This window comes from Saccharopolyspora gloriosae, assembly GCF_014203325.1.
GTDB classification, from domain to species: domain Bacteria; phylum Actinomycetota; class Actinomycetes; order Mycobacteriales; family Pseudonocardiaceae; genus Saccharopolyspora_C; species Saccharopolyspora_C gloriosae.
In genome coordinates this window covers 265519-280021 of sequence record NZ_JACHIV010000001.1, presented here as the reverse complement: position 1 = coordinate 280021, position 14503 = coordinate 265519, and the positions used below count along the sequence as shown (strand labels likewise).

18 protein-coding genes are annotated in these 14503 nt (G+C 71.9%); 6 read left to right on the top strand and 12 right to left on the bottom strand.

Translation table 11 applies throughout. The features are described 5' to 3' along the window. Positions 1-127: 127 nt before the first annotated feature. A complete protein-coding gene (locus tag BJ969_RS01370) occupies positions 128-472 on the top strand; it encodes a hypothetical protein (RefSeq protein ID WP_184476552.1) in 345 nt (114 codons plus the stop codon). Positions 473-516: 44 nt separating this feature from the next. Here BJ969_RS01370 and BJ969_RS01365 read toward each other — a convergent pair whose 3' ends face one another. Next, positions 517-1011, bottom strand: coding sequence for a hypothetical protein (locus BJ969_RS01365; RefSeq protein ID WP_184476550.1), 495 nt, complete (start codon positions 1009-1011; stop codon positions 517-519). A gap of 226 nt (positions 1012-1237) precedes the next feature. Here BJ969_RS01365 and BJ969_RS01360 point away from each other — a divergent pair, with 226 nt between their 5' ends. After that, the gene (locus BJ969_RS01360; protein ID WP_221315670.1) at positions 1238-2977 is read left to right on the top strand and encodes a transglycosylase domain-containing protein; all 1740 of its coding nucleotides are present in this window, start codon (positions 1238-1240) and stop codon (positions 2975-2977) included. Between the two features lie 30 nt (positions 2978-3007). Here the strand turns inward: BJ969_RS01360 and BJ969_RS01355 are convergent, their stop codons facing one another. Continuing rightward, positions 3008-3343, bottom strand: a complete 336-nt coding sequence (locus BJ969_RS01355; protein WP_184476546.1) for a hypothetical protein — start codon at positions 3341-3343, stop codon at positions 3008-3010. A 129-nt stretch (positions 3344-3472) separates the two neighbouring features. Then, positions 3473-4465 (bottom strand): aldo/keto reductase, encoded by a 993-nt coding sequence (locus tag BJ969_RS01350; protein WP_184476544.1) that lies wholly within the window; start codon positions 4463-4465, stop codon positions 3473-3475. A 125-nt stretch (positions 4466-4590) separates the two neighbouring features. Between BJ969_RS01350 and BJ969_RS01345 the strand changes: the two genes are divergently transcribed. Further along, complete coding sequence (locus BJ969_RS01345) at positions 4591-5442, top strand: helix-turn-helix transcriptional regulator (RefSeq protein WP_184476542.1); 852 nt, start codon at positions 4591-4593, stop codon at positions 5440-5442. A 179-nt stretch (positions 5443-5621) separates the two neighbouring features. Here BJ969_RS01345 and BJ969_RS01340 read toward each other — a convergent pair whose 3' ends face one another. Continuing rightward, positions 5622-6017 (bottom strand): hypothetical protein, encoded by a 396-nt coding sequence (locus BJ969_RS01340; protein WP_184476540.1) that lies wholly within the window; start codon positions 6015-6017, stop codon positions 5622-5624. Then, positions 6014-6265, bottom strand: coding sequence for a hypothetical protein (locus BJ969_RS01335; RefSeq protein WP_184476538.1), 252 nt, complete (start codon positions 6263-6265; stop codon positions 6014-6016). Before BJ969_RS01335 ends, BJ969_RS01340 begins: the two co-directional genes overlap by 4 nt. Positions 6266-6424: 159 nt before the next feature. Between BJ969_RS01335 and BJ969_RS01330 the strand changes: the two genes are divergently transcribed. The 3 genes from BJ969_RS01330 (at position 6425) to BJ969_RS01320 (ending at position 8763) form a co-directional block, all read left to right on the top strand. After that, a complete protein-coding gene (locus BJ969_RS01330) occupies positions 6425-7270 on the top strand; it encodes a helix-turn-helix domain-containing protein (RefSeq protein WP_184476536.1) in 846 nt (281 codons plus the stop codon). 5 nt (positions 7271-7275) lie between these two features. Further along, positions 7276-7470 carry a DUF397 domain-containing protein gene (locus BJ969_RS01325; protein WP_184476534.1) on the top strand — a complete coding sequence of 65 codons (195 nt, stop codon included), beginning with the start codon at positions 7276-7278 and terminating at the stop codon, positions 7468-7470. A gap of 144 nt (positions 7471-7614) precedes the next feature. Continuing rightward, on the top strand, positions 7615-8763 hold the full coding sequence (locus BJ969_RS01320; protein ID WP_184476532.1) for a cytochrome P450: 1149 nt from the start codon (positions 7615-7617) through the stop codon (positions 8761-8763). Between the two features lie 27 nt (positions 8764-8790). Here BJ969_RS01320 and BJ969_RS01315 read toward each other — a convergent pair whose 3' ends face one another. The 7 genes from BJ969_RS01315 to BJ969_RS01285 all read right to left on the bottom strand — a co-directional run bounded on the left by BJ969_RS01315 (position 8791) and on the right by BJ969_RS01285 (position 14499). Beyond that, positions 8791-9987, bottom strand: coding sequence for a VanZ family protein (locus tag BJ969_RS01315; protein ID WP_184476530.1), 1197 nt, complete (start codon positions 9985-9987; stop codon positions 8791-8793). A 305-nt stretch (positions 9988-10292) separates the two neighbouring features. After that, positions 10293-10961 carry an HAD-IA family hydrolase gene (locus BJ969_RS01310; RefSeq protein ID WP_184476528.1) on the bottom strand — a complete coding sequence of 223 codons (669 nt, stop codon included), beginning with the start codon at positions 10959-10961 and terminating at the stop codon, positions 10293-10295. 164 nt (positions 10962-11125) lie between these two features. Continuing rightward, positions 11126-11494 (bottom strand): fluoride efflux transporter CrcB, encoded by a 369-nt coding sequence (gene crcB / locus BJ969_RS01305; protein WP_184476526.1) that lies wholly within the window; start codon positions 11492-11494, stop codon positions 11126-11128. After that, positions 11491-11817 (bottom strand): DUF190 domain-containing protein, encoded by a 327-nt coding sequence (locus BJ969_RS01300; RefSeq protein WP_184476524.1) that lies wholly within the window; start codon positions 11815-11817, stop codon positions 11491-11493. Before BJ969_RS01300 ends, crcB (BJ969_RS01305) begins: the two co-directional genes overlap by 4 nt. A gap of 1 nt (position 11818) precedes the next feature. Then, on the bottom strand, positions 11819-12271 hold the full coding sequence (crcB, locus tag BJ969_RS01295) for a fluoride efflux transporter CrcB (protein WP_184476522.1): 453 nt from the start codon (positions 12269-12271) through the stop codon (positions 11819-11821). A 363-nt stretch (positions 12272-12634) separates the two neighbouring features. Continuing rightward, on the bottom strand, positions 12635-13288 hold the full coding sequence (locus BJ969_RS01290) for a response regulator (protein WP_184476520.1): 654 nt from the start codon (positions 13286-13288) through the stop codon (positions 12635-12637). Further along, positions 13285-14499 carry a sensor histidine kinase gene (locus tag BJ969_RS01285; protein ID WP_184476518.1) on the bottom strand — a complete coding sequence of 405 codons (1215 nt, stop codon included), beginning with the start codon at positions 14497-14499 and terminating at the stop codon, positions 13285-13287. Before BJ969_RS01285 ends, BJ969_RS01290 begins: the two co-directional genes overlap by 4 nt. Positions 14500-14503: the final 4 nt, after the last annotated feature.

Here is a 14503-nt window from a genome sequence, read left to right as displayed (position 1 = left end):
GGAGATCGCCAGACACCCGCGATAACCCCGGTCTGGCTTCATGGGTTCCGAACGCGGCGCACCGCCGAGGTTCACCTCCGGCGGATCGGCCGCCGGGCGGATTTCCGCACCAGGAAAGGACATTCCCATGCTCGCTCTGCGCAAGAAGGTCGTCGTCGCCGCTGCCGGTCTCGCCATCGTGCTCGGTGGCGCGGGCGGCGCCGTCGCGTTCGCCGGGTCGGACTCCGCACCGACCCCGCCGCTGGAGTGCTCGCCGTCCGTCCCGTTGGAGCGCGGCGCCCCCGGCTTGAAGACCGAGCCCGCGAAGCAGATCGGTGCGGCGCAGGACCAGCCGGGCACGCCGGTCGAGTGCGCGCCGTCGGTCCCGCTGGAGCCGGGCACGCCCGCCGTTCCCGCGCAGCCGATCCAGTCGCTGCCGGTCGAGCTGGAGCCGGGCACCCCCGCCGTCCCCGCGAACCCGGCAGGCGAGTGACCGTTCGGCTCCCCGACGTCCTGGCACGTCGGGGAGCCGTTCCGCTAACCCGCGACGACGATGATCCGCGCCTGTCCGGGATCACCGGAACCGACGGTGACGTGGAGGATCTCGGCCGCGCCGCCGCTGCGCCGGTGCCGCAGGCGCACCGTCCAGGATTGCCCGTGGCGCTCGGATTCCACGACCTCCAGCAGGGAATCCTCGCCTACCCAGTGCATCGTCAGGGCGGCACCGCGGGCGATGTCGCGGGCCTCCTGTTCGGTGAGCGCCGCGTCGGCCGCGTCCTCGCGCCGCCGATGCCAGCGCGAGGTCGCCGACCGGAACAGCGCTTTGGCGGCGGCCACGGTGGAGGCGTCCGCGCGGTTGCCGATCACGCCACCTAGACCGGCGGCCCCCACGTAGGACGCGACCTGGACGACGTACTCGACGTAGTCGACGAGCGCCCCGGGTGCTCCGCCGTAGGGCATGTCGCCGCGGGCCGGCGCGGGCGGGGCGTCCTCGTCGCGTCCGGTCTCGCGCGGTTCCTCCGTCGATCCCACGACTCGCCCCTCTCCCCCCGGGAACGTCCCGGCGCGTTTCGCTTGCGCCATCAGCAAACCAGAACCGGGCCCCGTGCACGGGCGGCTCGTCCACTTCCTCCGGCGGGGGTGCGGATCCGGCCGCTCAGCCGAGGCCGCAACCGCCTTCCGCGGCCGAACGGCCGAGGCACGGCTCCGCGAACCCGACCATGATCAGTCGTGTCGCGGCCCTTCCAGGGGCTGGTCGGTGGAGCGAGGGATCGGGGGACGCGTGCGCGGTGCGGCGGACGAGCGGGGTGCCGGGCGGGTGCGACGGCCGTGGCGGACGGTGCGCAGGGTCGTGCTCGGCGCCGCGGGTGCGGTGCTGCTCGTCGGCGCCGTCGCCTTCGGGATCGGCTACTGGATCTGGCCCACCCCCGATCCTCGGCTGATCGCGGCGGAGACGAACCAGTCCGTGGCGGTGCTGCACTCCGATCGAACCGAGATGACGCGGATCGTGCCGCCCTCCGGCGACCGGACGATGGTGGCGGACCTGCACGGGGAGGTGTCGCGGCCGATGCGCGACGCCACCCTCGCCGCCGAGGACATCTCCTTCTACCGCAACCCGGGTTTCGACGTCGCCGGCATCCTCCGGGCGATGTGGGCGCAGGCGACGGGCAGCGCCGGGGGCGGCTCCACGATCACCCAGCAGTACATCAAGCTCGCCACCGGCGCCGACGAGCACAGCTACTTCCGGAAGTTCAAGGAGGTGGTGCTCGCGTTCAAGGTGACCAACGAGCTGTCCAAGGACGACATCCTCAAGGCCTACATGAACACCGCCTACTACGGGCGCGGCGCCTACGGGATCCACGCCGCCGCCGAGGCGTACTTCGGGAAGCTGCCCCGCGACCTCGATCCGAGCGAATCCGCGCTGCTGGCGGGAATGGTGCAGCGCCCCACCGAGAACGATCCGGCGTACGACCCGGAGCAGGGGCGGGCGCGCTGGGAGTACGTCGCCGGGCAGATGCAGCGCCACGGCCTCGTCGACGCCCCGGCGGACATGCGGCTGCCCGAGACCCGCGGTCGCACCGAGTGGAAGCAGGAGAACACCACCGGCACCGCTTACCACGTCCGGCAGCTCGCGCTGGCGGAAGCCGAACGCGCCGGTTTCACCGAGGACCTGCTCCAGCGCAACGGCGCCTCGCTCGTCACCACCATCGACGCCGACGCGCAGCGGGCCGCCGAGGGGGCCGTCGCGGGCGTCGGCGGCCCCGAGCTGCACGCCGCGCTGGTCGCCGTCGAACCGGGCACCGGCGCGGTGCGCGCGTACCACAGCGGCACCGACACCGTCGGCGGCTACGACTGGGCAGCCGCCCCGCAGCAACCCGGCACGGCGGTGGATCCCGTGGTCCGCGTGGCCCAGGTGCGCGAAGGTCCCACCGCGGTCGTGGCGTGCGACGGGCTGGACTGCGGCGAGTCGGCGCAGGCGAGCCCGACCGACCCGGATTCCGTCCGGGACACCGCGATCCGGCTGGGGCTGCTCGGCGACGAGGCGGGCCGGGCCGACGTCGTCGACCTGCTCGCGGGCGAGCACCCGCTGAGCGCGACCGATTTCGCGACCGCCTACGCCGCGCTCGTCGACGGCCACCGGGCCCGGCCGCACTTCCTCGCGGCGATCGTCGACCGGGACGGCCGCGAGATCTTCTCCACCACCCCGGATTCCCGGCCCGCTTTCGACGGCGACACCGGCCGCGTGGCGAGCGGCATCACCCGCACGATCTGGCCGGAGGTCCGTCCGCGGCCGGCGGCGCTCGAATCGGGGCGCTACTACTCGATGACGGCGTGGGCGAACGGGTTCACCTCGCGGTACGCGACGTCGATCGTGCTCAGCGCCGCCGACGCGGAGAACAAGCCCCGCTCGCTCGTCGACGCCGACGGCCGCCCGCTCCCCGGCGAATCCACCGCGGAGAAGATCTGGGAGCAGTTCATGATCAGCGTGGTCGAGTAGCGGGGCGTCGTTCCCGGTGACCGTCCTAGGTCAGCACTCCGGCAAGTAGTCGGAGTACGGGTCGACGGCCGAGCCGTGCGTCCATCCGGTCACGCCGGTGGTGACATCGGTGTGGAAGTACCAATCGGAGCGTCCGTCGATCTCCTCGCCGTACGCCCCGCAGTGCATGTCGACCTGGTGCGCGACGTAACCGGACCCGATCGGCCCCTTGCTCCTGTTCGGCTCGGGCCGGATCGCCGCGCCGTCCACCAGGTAGTCCCCCTCGCCACCGCGCGGCGAGGCGGACAGCGCCGCCGGTGCCATCGCGGTGAAGCCGAGCGCGCATAAGGCTGCGACCAGGGCGAGCCGCCTGTGACCTGTTCTCATGGAAACCCCCATCGGTTGCTCCTGTTGACGGTGTCGTTGCAAGCGCAAGACCCTGCCACAGGCGCACATTCCCCAAGCCCGCGAAGTCGATGTTCACTCGTTCAGAGCAACGCTCGACCGGGTCGGCGCTCAGTTGCCGACGCCGAGGTCGGCCATGAACGCCGTCGGGTACCGGTCGCCGCGGGCCGATCCGCGCGGCACCGCCCGCTCGATCTCCGCCAGGTCCTCCGCGGTGAGCAGCACCCGCTCGGCGGGCAGCGCCTCGTTCAGGCGCTCGCGGGTGCGGGCGCCGACCAGAGGCACGATGTCCTCGCCCTGCGCTGCGACCCAGGCGATGGCGAGCTGGGCGACGGTGCAGTCCTTGGCTTCCGCGACTCGCCGCAGAGCCTCCACCAGGGCGAGGTTGTGCTCGACGTTGCCGCTGCTGAACCGGGGCGACAGCACGCGGTGGTCGCCGGGGGCGTTGCGGTCCGCGCTCCAGTGCCCGGAGATGAGCCCTCGCCCGAGCACGCCGTAGGCGGTCAGGCCGATGCCGAGTTCACGGAGCACCGGCAGCACCTCCGCCTCCACCGCGCGGGACAGCAGCGAGTACTCGATCTGCAGGTCGGCGATCGGGTGCACGGCGTGCGCCCGGCGGATCGTGTCGGCGTCGACCTCGGAGAGTCCGATGTGGCGCACGTACCCGGCTTCGACCATGTCCTTGATGGCGCCGACGGTGTCCTCGATGGGCACGGCCGGGTCGAGGCGGGCGGGGCGGTAGAGGTCGATGTGGTCGGTGCCGAGCCGGGTGAGGCTGTGGGCCAGCGAGTTGCGCACCGCTTCGGGCCGCCCGTCGTAGCCGCGGGGGATGCCGTCGGGTCCGCTGAGGGCGCCGAACTTGACGCTCAGCTGGTAGTCGTCGCGGTCGCGGTCGCGCAGGGCTTCGGCGAGCAGCAGTTCGTTGTGGCCGACGCCGTAGAAGTCGCCGGTGTCGATCAGGGTGACGCCCGCGTCGAGCGCGGCGTGCACGGTGGCGATGCTCTCCGCCCGGTCGGTGTCGCCGTAGGCGCCGGACATGCCCATCGCCCCCAGCCCGAGTGCGGAGGTCGTCGGTCCGGTGCTGCCCAGGTGGCGTGTCTGCATGGTGTGCTCCTCTGTCGTCGTCCTGCCGTCCACCTTGGGCCGCGAAGGGGCGTGGTGGCAGCGAGCGTTCATCGTGGGAGAGCCGCTCCCTGGCTCGCGCCGAGGTGGCCGAGGAGCATGGGGGCATGCAGCGCGAGCAGTTGGCCAACTTCCTGCGCCGGCGCCGGGAATCGGTGCGTCCGGCCGACGTCGGCATCATCGAGGGCCCGCGTCGCCGCACCGCCGGTCTGCGCCGCGAGGAGGTGGCGATGCTGGCGGGGATGTCCGTGGATTACGTGGTGCGGCTCGAACAGGGCCGCAGCAGCCAGCCGTCGGAGCAGCTGATCGGCGCGCTGGCTCGCGCGCTGCGGCTCACCGATGACGAGCGCGACCACCTGTTCCACCTGGCCGGGCACCATCCGCCGGTCGCGGAGAGCGCTGCCCGGTTGGCCCGAGCGGGTTTGCTGCGCATGCTCGACCTGCTCGGCGACGTTCCGGCCGCGGTGCTCTCCGACCTCGGGGAGGTGCTGGCGCAGAACCGGATGGGCGTCCTGCTGATGGGCGATCAGATGGGTTTCACCGGCGATCGCCGCCATCTCGCCTACCGCTGGTTCACCGAGCCCGACGACCACGCCCAGCTGCCGGAGGAGCGCGAGCGGCATTCCCGCGAGCTCGTCGCCGACCTGCGCGCGACGGCAGGCAGGCGTTCCGGTGATCCGGAGGTCGCGGCGTTCGTGGAGCGGCTGCGGGCGGTCAGCGAGGACTTCCGCCGCCGCTGGGACGAGCACGAGGTGGGCGTGCGTCGCGCCGACCGCAAGACGGTGGTGCACCCGAGGGTCGGCCCGGTGCTGGTGGACTGCGAAACCCTCGTCACCCCGGACCAGCGCCAGGAACTCCTGGTGCTCACCGCCGCCGACGCCGAGTCCCGCGAACGCCTGGATCTGCTCCGCGTCCTCGGCACCGAGGAGTTCCCGGCGGAGTCCACACCGGACAGGTGACCCCCGCGGGGTGGCCGGACCGGTGAGGTGTGGGCCGCTCACCGGTCCGGCCTTCCAGCGCCCGCCGGGGAGGAGGCCGGGCGCCGGATGCCTCGCCGGAGCGTTCGCGGTCGGGGTCGCGAGCCGCTTCCGGCGAGGCGCGGTCCACCGCCGGGGGAAGCGGTGGATCGCGGTCGGGGTCAGGCCACCGCTGCGAGCGCGCGGCGGCCGAAGCCTGGAATCGGTGGCAGCCACTGCGGACGCGGCACGAGCCCCGGCGCGTCCGGATCCCGCTCCGGCCAGTCGATCCGCGGTTCGGGCGGGAGCGCGGCGCGGAAGGAACGGCGCTCCGCCAGCACCACCAAGGCGACGTCGAACGCGGAGGCCCGTCCCGGCACGTGCTCGTTCCCGGTCACCGCGACGCAGGACTGGCACACCTCGCGCCCGTCCGGCGGCGGCGGGCCGTCGAGGACTCGGGACATGCGGCCGGTGAGCGGATGCCCGCACGTGGCGACGATCAGCGTCCCGCGCGCCGCCCGATCCACGACGTGCCAGGTCGAGCACCATTCCGAGGTGAGCCACGCCCGCCCGATCACGAGGCCGCGCCCGGTGCGTCGAGTTCGCGTCCTCCGGCGGACGACCGCAGGGCCATCACGCGGACGCACACCATGCACGGCATTCCGCCGACCCCGTCGAGGAATTCGGCCTCCGACTCCCCGATCACGGCCTCGCACAAGGAGAAGCAGGCCCCGGTCGGCAGGACGACCGCCTGGTGGACGACGCGTGCCGCCTCCCCGACCACTCCCGGCCGAAACCGCACGCGCACGACGTCACCGACGCCCATGAAGGCCTCCTGAGATGTCCAGAGCAGTCGCTCGATTCCGCGAGACCGTATCTCGATCCGCTCGGTGTATCGCAATCCACTTTGAGCGACCGGGCGCTCCACGGCAATTCCCCGACCAGGTGACAGCGAATATGCCGATGACCTGCTTGGATCTGATTCATGGCACGATCCACAGCTGGCAGCCCGAAAGCGCGAACTCTCGCCGCAGAACTGCGAAAACTACGCATCGACACCGGTGTCGGCGTGCGCGAACTGGCTCGCCGGATCGGCGTTTCGCACGGTTGGATCACTCGTACCGAGGCCGGTTCGCGTCCGATCACCGCGGAAGACGTCAGCTCGATCCTGTCCGCGCTGGAGATCTCCAGCGGTGAACGCGAGCGCCTGGTCGAAATGGCGCGGGAAGCCGACGATCCGGACTGGATCAGGCCCGGCATCCCCGGCGTGCGCGACGAGCTGGTGACGCTGATCGAGTACGAGCGGACCGCCACCCAGATCACCGAAGTCGCTCCGCTGCTGATCCCAGGTCTCCTGCAGACGTCGGACTACGCCCGCGCGGTCATGAAAGATCTCCCGGTAGGCGAACGCGAAGCGAAGATCGGAATGCGCGCGGGTCGGCGTGACCTGCTGGACAAGCGCAAGGGGCCGAAGTTCGAGGCCCTGATCGCCGAGCAGGCCCTCACCGACCAAGTATGCGGCCCGGAGGAACAGGCCGATCAGCTCCGCCACCTCTTGAATGCAGCGCAGAAGCCGAACGTCTCACTTCACGTGCTCGCCGCTGGCCTGCACCGGTGGACACCGATGCGCGGCGGCCACTTCATGTTCTTCGAATTCCCGCAGGCAGCGCCGATCGTGCACGTGGAGATGTTCGCGACCGGCGTGTTCATCTCCCGCCCGGCGACGATCAAGGCATACCGCGACGCGGTCGGTACCCTCCGCCAGGAAGCGATGGACGAGGAGCAGACGGCCGACTTCATCTCCTCCCAGATCGAGCGCTTAGAGGGGTAGGACTCATGGACATCCAGGTGACGGGCTGGCGGAAATCCACCCGCTCCGGCCAGCAGACAGCGTGCGTCGAGGTCGGCAGGGTTCTCGGCGGTGCGGCGGTTCGGGACAGCAAGGACCGGGACGCCGGGCACTTCACCGCCGACACCGCGCAATGGGCCGCGTTCCTGGCCGCCACCAAGAACGGCCGCTTCGACATCTGAGCACCACCCGAAGCCCCGGCGGCACAACCCCCGCCGGGGCTTCGCGCGTCCGGTGCAGCGCTAGGCCGGTCGGGGGTGAGGTGTGGTCGGGGCGCCGCGTCGGCTGCTACGCAAGAACCGCACGAGCCGCGGGGAGGCGTTCGCATGGTGCGCAAAGTGGACCGACCGGACACCGGGGGCTGCCCGGTGCAGCTGGATTCCGACGGCGTGTGGCGGATCCGCGGGCAGGCGGCGGCGCGGACCGTGCTGCGCCGCGCGGACGCCGAGCAGGCCGGGCTGGGCGTGGAGACGATGCGGCACATGCCCTCGGGCATCCGGCGTCCGGTGCTCTACCGGGACGGGCCCGAACACCGGGAGCACCGGCGGCAGACGGCGCGGTTCTTCACCCCGCGGCGCGTCGACGAGCAGTACCGCGAGCTCATGGGCGACGTCACCGAAGCGCAGCTCGCGGTGCTGCGCCGGGACGGGCGGGCGCACTTGGCGGACCTGGGGTTCGAGCTCGCGATCGGCGTCACCTCCGCCGTGATCGGGTTGACCGAGAGCCGCCCCGGCATCCGCGGCCGGTTGGAGCGGTTCTTCCCGGAGGAGTTCGACGCACCCGGTTTCACCAGCTGGACCGGCCTCACGTGGGTGTGGCGGCAGGCGCGGAACTGGAGCGCGATCTACTTCCGCGACGTGCGGCCCGCGGTGCGGGAGCGGCGGCAGCGGCGCGACGACCTGATCTCGCACCTGCTCGACGAGGGCTGCTCCGACGCGGAAGTCCTCGGCGAGTGCATCACGTTCGCCGCCGCGGGCATGGTGACGACGCGGGAGTTCATCAACCTCGCCGCGTGGCACCTGCTCTCCGACGCGGAGCTGCGCGGGCGCTACCTGGCGGCGCCGGAGGCGGATCGGCTGGGGCTGCTGCACGAGATCCTGCGCCTGGAGCCGGTGATCGGCCGGCTGCGGCGGCGCACCACCGCCGCCGTGGAACTCCCCGGGAACGACGTGATCCCGGCCGGATCGACGGTGGAACTCGTGCTCGACGACGCCAACGCGGACGCGGCGGAGGTCGGCGACGAACCACTGGAGCTGCGGCCCGGCCGGGCGATTCCCAGCGGGGCGGCGGGATTGTCGTTCGGGGACGGGCCGCACAAGTGCCCCGGCGCGCACCTCGCGATCTTGGAGACCGACGTGTTCCTGCACCGGCTGCTGAGCCTGCCGGTGCGGATGGAGTCGCCGCCTCGGGTCTCGTTCAACGACGCCATCAGCGGCTACGAGCTCCGCGGACTCGTGGTGGCGCTCGACTCCTGAGGCCGGTCTCGATGGCGTGCCGACCGGCTATCCGGTCAGGACGGATTCGCGGTCCTCGGCGGTCCGCCGATCCGCGTTGTGGTGCGGCAACGCGCGGTTGCTGACGCCCGAGACGAGGTCGTGGACGCTGCGGTCCCTCGGGTGGAACCGCACCACGAGCGCATAGGTGAGCACGAGGAACAGCGAAACGAACTCGATCGCCACCCCCAGCGCCACCACGAGCAGCACATCCGTGTCGATCTCCCCGGCCCGCGCGAACCGGACGAGGTCGGCGAGCGCTCCCCGCTCGGCCACCAGCAGCACGGGAACCAGCGGCGGCAGGAACGGCACCGCCAGCACCACCGCCCGCACCAGCAGGCGCCACACCGCCGGTCGGCGTCCCTCGGCGTCGACGAGTTCCAGCAGCAGCAGGCGCTTGCCCGGTGTCGCGCCCGTCAGCGCGGGCAGCACCACGAACCACGCGCCGAGCACCGCGAACGGCGGCAGCCACAGCGGCAGGTCCAGGACGAGCGCGGCCAGCAGGCCGAACCCGCTCAGCACGACCGTCGCCCCGAAGTCGACCAGCAGCGCCACCACGCGGCGGCCGAACGGAACGGGATGCCGCGCCAGCACTCGTCCGTCCAATGTGGTCAGTTGCGGCAGCGCGCGGGACACCGGGCCGCCGATCACCCAGCCGAGCATCGCACCGGCGACGTTCACCACCAGGTCGTCCACGTCGAACAGCCGGTACGGGCACTCGTAGAGCCCGAACACGCCGGTCCCCTGCGTCACCTCGAACGACAGCGCCACCCCGGCCGCGATCGCGAGCGACACCAGCGGACCGCGGCGGAAGTGGTAGCGCAGGAACACGCCCAGCGGCAGCAGCAGGAGCAGGTTGAACCCGGTCTCGATCACCGCCGAGTTGTGCAGCACGAGATCACCGAAGGTGACGCGGTGCTCGGCTTCCTTCCACACATCCCGGAACGTGTTGCCCGGCATCAGCTGCCACGCGCGCATCCGCGGATATTCGGCGCACACGTCCAGCGAAGGGCTGGGCAGCGGCATCAGCACCAGGCAGTACGCGGTGATCAGGTAGTAGAGGAACGCGTAGAACGACAGCGCCCACCAGCGCATCACCCCGTGCCTGCGGTAGAGCACCACCGCCACCGGGACCAGCAGCAGGAAGGCGAGCAGCGGGAACAGCACCGCGGCGGTGCGGATCGGGAGCAGGTACGCGTCGGCCACCGCAGCAGCGTCCCGCCCGGACGCCCCACCGCGCTTCGGCCGTTAGGCACGCCCACCCCGGCCATTGGGCCGAGAATCACCGCCGCGTCCCGAGCGAGCGAAGTCCTCACCCCGTCTTGTCAGCGGCGAAGCCGCTGAGCAGTGACCAGCTTGAGCAACCGGCACCGCAGCGGGTTCTCAGTGGCTTCCTCGCGAGGACAGCATTTTTCCTCGTGGCGGAGCCACTTGGAAAAATGATCCCGCAGCGAGGAAGCCACTGAGGTTCCGCCACCCGCCCCCTAACCAGGCTGAGACCGAACGCAGGCTCAACGTCGTGCCGGCTGGTCCGTGGACAGCTCGACGACTAGTCCCGTCTGTTCGTGGCGCACGCGGACGCCGCGGAAGTCCTGGATGCGGGCCAGGCCGGACGTCGCCGGGCCCGCGTGCGACCCGACGACCACCGTGCGCCCGCCCGCGGCGAGCGCGGCGGCGACCCCGGCCTCGGCGTCCTCGAAGATCACGGTCTGCTCGGGCAGCACGCCGATCGCGGCGGCGGCCTTGCGGTACCCCTCAGGGTCGGGTTTGCCCAGGCTCACGTCGTCGGCGGTGACCACCACGTCCGGCATCGGCAACCCGACCGCGGACATCCGCCGCTGCGCCAGAGCCGCATTCGCGGAGGTGACCAGCGCCCACCGGCCCGCGGGCAGTTCGCCGAGCAGTTCGGCGGCCCCCGCAACGGCGACCACGCCGTCGAGGTCTCGCATCTCCTGCTCATCGACGAGGGCGATCTCCGCGGCGAGGTCGGCGCCGTCGGGCAGGTGGCGCGCGATGGTCTCCTCACCACGGCGGCCGTGCGAATCCGCGAGGATGTCCGCCACGTCCAGGCCGTGCCGATCGGCGAAGCAGCGCCACGTCCGCTCGATCACTGCGGTGGAGTCGACGAGCGTGCCGTCCATGTCGAACAGCAGTGCGCGCGAGGTGAGCGGAGCGGGCATGGCGGTCCTTCCTGTTCCCGGATTCGTGCGGTACCACCATCGCGGTGTTCGGCATCGCGCACCAGACCCCGCCGAATCGCCGAGAACCGGCACGCGATTCCACCGCCCGCGAATCGCCCGATCGCGAATCCGGCCCGTTCACGACGAGGTTCGAGCCGGACGGCTCACCCGAGCACGGCCAGCACGGCGACCCGGCCGAGCAGCGCCGCGCCCACCGACGCGAGCACGCTCACGACCACGTTGAGCGCGGCGTAGAAGTACGCCTCGTCCTGCGCCAGCCGCAGCGTCTCGTAGCCGAACGTGCTGTAGGTCGTCAGCGCACCGCAGAACCCGACCCCGACGACCGCGGACACCGCGGGCGGCAGCACCGTTCCCGCCGCGGTGAGCCCGCCCAGCACCAGCGAACCCAGCACGTTGACGGTCAACGTCCCCCACGGGAACAGCGTGTCGTGGCGGGACTGCACCGCCCGGTCCGCGAGGTAGCGCAGCGGGGCGCCGACCATCGCCCCGAGGAACACCAGTGCGGCGGTCACGATCGCCTGCCCCCTCGGTAGGTGATGGCCTCGACTTCGTCGAGGATCACCGCGCCATCGGTGATCAGCTCGTCCAGTTCCGGCAGGAACGCCCGGATCCGCTGCTCCGAGTCGACGACGACCACCAGGATCGGCAGGTCTTCGGCGAGGTCGAGCAGCCGCGTGGTGTGCACCCGCGACGACGTCCCGTAGCCCTCGACGCCGCGCAGCACCGTCGCCCCGGCCAGGCCCGCGTCGCGCGCCCGCTTGACGATCTCGTGGTAGAGCGGCTTGTGGTGCCAGCGGTCGTCGGCCCCGAGGAAGATCGACATGCGCAGTGCCATCTCAGCTCTCCTTCCGGGAGATCGCCCACCGGGTGACCGCGACTCCGAGGAGCACCGCGAGCAGCGCGCACACCAGCGTCCCCGCCAGGTAAGCGGCGGCGACCACGACGTCGCCCGGCCGCAGCAGCTCGCTGAATTCCACCGCGTAGGTGGAGAAAGTGGTGAAGCCACCGAGCACGCCGACACCGAGGAACGGCCGCACCAGCGGATGCGCCGTCCACACCTCGGTGATCAGCACCATCAGCACGCCGATGAGCAGGCAACCGAGCACGTTGATCGCGAACGTCCCCCACGGGAACTGCCCGGGAGCGGTCGGCAGCCACCGCAGGATTCCGTAGCGGGCGACGGCTCCGAGACCACCGCCCAAGGCGATGACCAGCAACACCGCACCCTGGGAGCGCGTGAATCGCCGTCGATGTGCGGGGGTCCGGACGTCCGCGGTCTCGTTCGCCATGCGCAGCCTCCTACGTGCACCCGGCGACGTTCGCCGGGGCCAGCAGGGACCATCGGCGGCGCCGTTGCCGCGGTTCTCCGGAGCCCGATACGGCGAGTCCCACCGCCGCTAGGCCGATTCTACCTGGGGTGTTTGCACGGCTCGTGTGGCTTGGGTGGTCGGGTGGCGGAACCTCAGCCGGTCTCTCGCTGCGGGATCTTTTTCCCGAGTGGCTCCGCCACGAGGGAAAAAGCTGTCCTCGCGAGGAAGCAACTGAGAACCCGCCGGTGAGGGCTTTTCGACGTGGGCTATGTGCTTCGCACATACAGGCACGGCCTTCGGCCGCGAGGCAGACGGGGCTTCGCCCGTCCTGCGTCGGTGTTGTCAGGGTTCGGGGGGTGGGATGAAGCCTGATTCGAAGGCTCTGATTACTGCTTGGGTTCGGTCTCGGGCGCCTAGTTTGGCCAAGACGTTTCCGACGTGGGTCTTGACCGTCTGCACGCCCAGGAACAGGTGCTGGGCGATCTCGCCGTTGGACAGGCCGGTCGCCATCAGGCGCAGCACCTCCGCTTCGCGACCGCTGAGCCCGGCGTCGTCGAGTCCGCTCGCCGTGTGGGCGTGGCGGGCGGCGAGGCGCCGGATCGCGGCGGGGAACAGCAGCGATTCGCCGGCGGCGACGGTGCGCACCGCGGCGACGATCTGCTCCGGCCCGGCCCGCTTCAGCAGGAAACCGCTGGCGCCCGCCCGCAGCGCGTCGTAGACGTGATCGTCGTTCTCGAAGGTCGTCACCACCAGCACCTTCAGCGAACCATCCACAGCGGACAGCAAGTGCTCGGTGGCGCGGATGCCGTCCACGGCGGGCATCCGCACGTCCATCAGCACCACGTCGGGCCGCGCCCGGCGCACCTGGCCGGGCACCTCCGCCCCGTCGGCCGCTTCACCGACCACGACGATGTCCGGTTCGGAGTCCAGGATCGCGCGCAGCCCCGACCGGATCAGCGGTTCGTCGTCGACCAGCAGCACGCCGATGCGGTTCACGAGCGCCCCAGCGGAATCCGCACCGCGACCTCCCAGTCCTGGCCACGCGGTCCCGCGTGGAACTCCCCGCGCAGCAGCTCCACGCGTTCGGCGATGCCCGCCAAGCCGCGACCGCCCCCTGCGGCGCGGAGCCGGGCGCCGCCGCGCGGATTGCGCACGACCACCGCCAGCTGCCCGCCTTCGACGTCCACCCGCAGCTCGACCGGGACCTTACCGGCGTGGCGCAGCACGTTGGTCAGGCTTTCCTGCACGATCCGGAACGCGGCGCCGGACACCTCCGGGCCCACGGCGAGCAGGTCGCCGCGCAGCTCGGCGTCCACCGGGAGCCCGGCGTCCTCGGTCGCGGCCAGCAACGCGGGCAACCGGGCCAGGCCCACCGGCTCCCGCGGCGCCTCGTCCCGCAGCAACCCGAGGACGTGGTCGAGGTCGTCCTGCGCGGCGCGGGCCGATTCCTCGATCGCCAGCAGCGCCGCTTCAGCGGCCTCCCGATCGCGCGCCAGCACGCGGCGAGCGGCCCCGGCCTGCACCGACACCACGCTCAGCGCGTGACCGACGGAATCGTGCAGCTCGCGGGCCAGCCGCGTGCGTTCCGCGTGCTGCTCGGCCCGCTGCTCCAGCTGCGCGATGCGCTGCCCCGCGGGCACTCCGAGCAGCGCGGCGGCGGCGCGGCGGAACAACCCGCCGGTGCCTGCGATCGCGCCGAGCAGCAGCACTACCCCCAGCAGTGCCGCTGCAGGCACCCAGGCACCGGCCCACCCCGTCGGCACCGCCACCTCCGCGCCCGGCCCCAGCCCGAGCAACCCGGTGAACGGTGCCGGCACCGACAGCACGAACAGCACCGGCAGCACCACGCTCAGCGCGCTCATCACCCCTCCGATGAGCGCGTGCGCGACGAACAGCGCGCTCGCCCGCCCCCGCACCGCCGGGCCGTCGACCTCCGCGTCCGGTGCGGGATCGTCGAGCAGCGCGCGCACCGCCGCGGCCTCCAGCACCCGCACGGCGGGCACGAACGAGCAGCCCACCGCCCCCACCACCGTCAGCACCGTTCCGATGACGATCGCCGCACCGAGACCGGTCGCGATCGGCACCACCGCCGGGACGACCACGGCGGCGAACACCAGCGGCGGCACCAGCATCGCCCCGCCGAACACCAGGTACGCCCACCTCCGGTAGGTCGAGCGCAGCACCGGCCCGAGCGTTCGCCGCATCATCAGC

Bases quoted from the DNA above. Each gene is read 5' to 3' on its own strand.
- BJ969_RS01370 (WP_184476552.1), top strand. From the start codon at position 128: ATGCTCGCTCTGCGCAAGAAGGTCGTCGTCGCCGCTGCCGGTCTCGCC.
- BJ969_RS01355 (WP_184476546.1), bottom strand. From the start codon at position 3,343: ATGAGAACAGGTCACAGGCGGCTCGCCCTGGTCGCAGCCTTATGCGCG.
- BJ969_RS01350 (WP_184476544.1), bottom strand. From the start codon at position 4,465: ATGCAGACACGCCACCTGGGCAGCACCGGACCGACGACCTCCGCACTC.
- BJ969_RS01345 (WP_184476542.1), top strand. From the start codon at position 4,591: ATGCAGCGCGAGCAGTTGGCCAACTTCCTGCGCCGGCGCCGGGAATCG.
- BJ969_RS01335 (WP_184476538.1), bottom strand. From the start codon at position 6,265: ATGGGCGTCGGTGACGTCGTGCGCGTGCGGTTTCGGCCGGGAGTGGTC.
- BJ969_RS01330 (WP_184476536.1), top strand. From the start codon at position 6,425: ATGGCACGATCCACAGCTGGCAGCCCGAAAGCGCGAACTCTCGCCGCA.
- BJ969_RS01325 (WP_184476534.1), top strand. From the start codon at position 7,276: ATGGACATCCAGGTGACGGGCTGGCGGAAATCCACCCGCTCCGGCCAG.
- BJ969_RS01320 (WP_184476532.1), top strand. From the start codon at position 7,615: ATGGTGCGCAAAGTGGACCGACCGGACACCGGGGGCTGCCCGGTGCAG.
- BJ969_RS01310 (WP_184476528.1), bottom strand. From the start codon at position 10,961: ATGCCCGCTCCGCTCACCTCGCGCGCACTGCTGTTCGACATGGACGGC.
- BJ969_RS01300 (WP_184476524.1), bottom strand. From the start codon at position 11,817: ATGGCACTGCGCATGTCGATCTTCCTCGGGGCCGACGACCGCTGGCAC.
- crcB (WP_184476522.1), bottom strand. From the start codon at position 12,271: ATGGCGAACGAGACCGCGGACGTCCGGACCCCCGCACATCGACGGCGA.
- BJ969_RS01285 (WP_184476518.1), bottom strand. From the start codon at position 14,499: ATGATGCGGCGAACGCTCGGGCCGGTGCTGCGCTCGACCTACCGGAGG.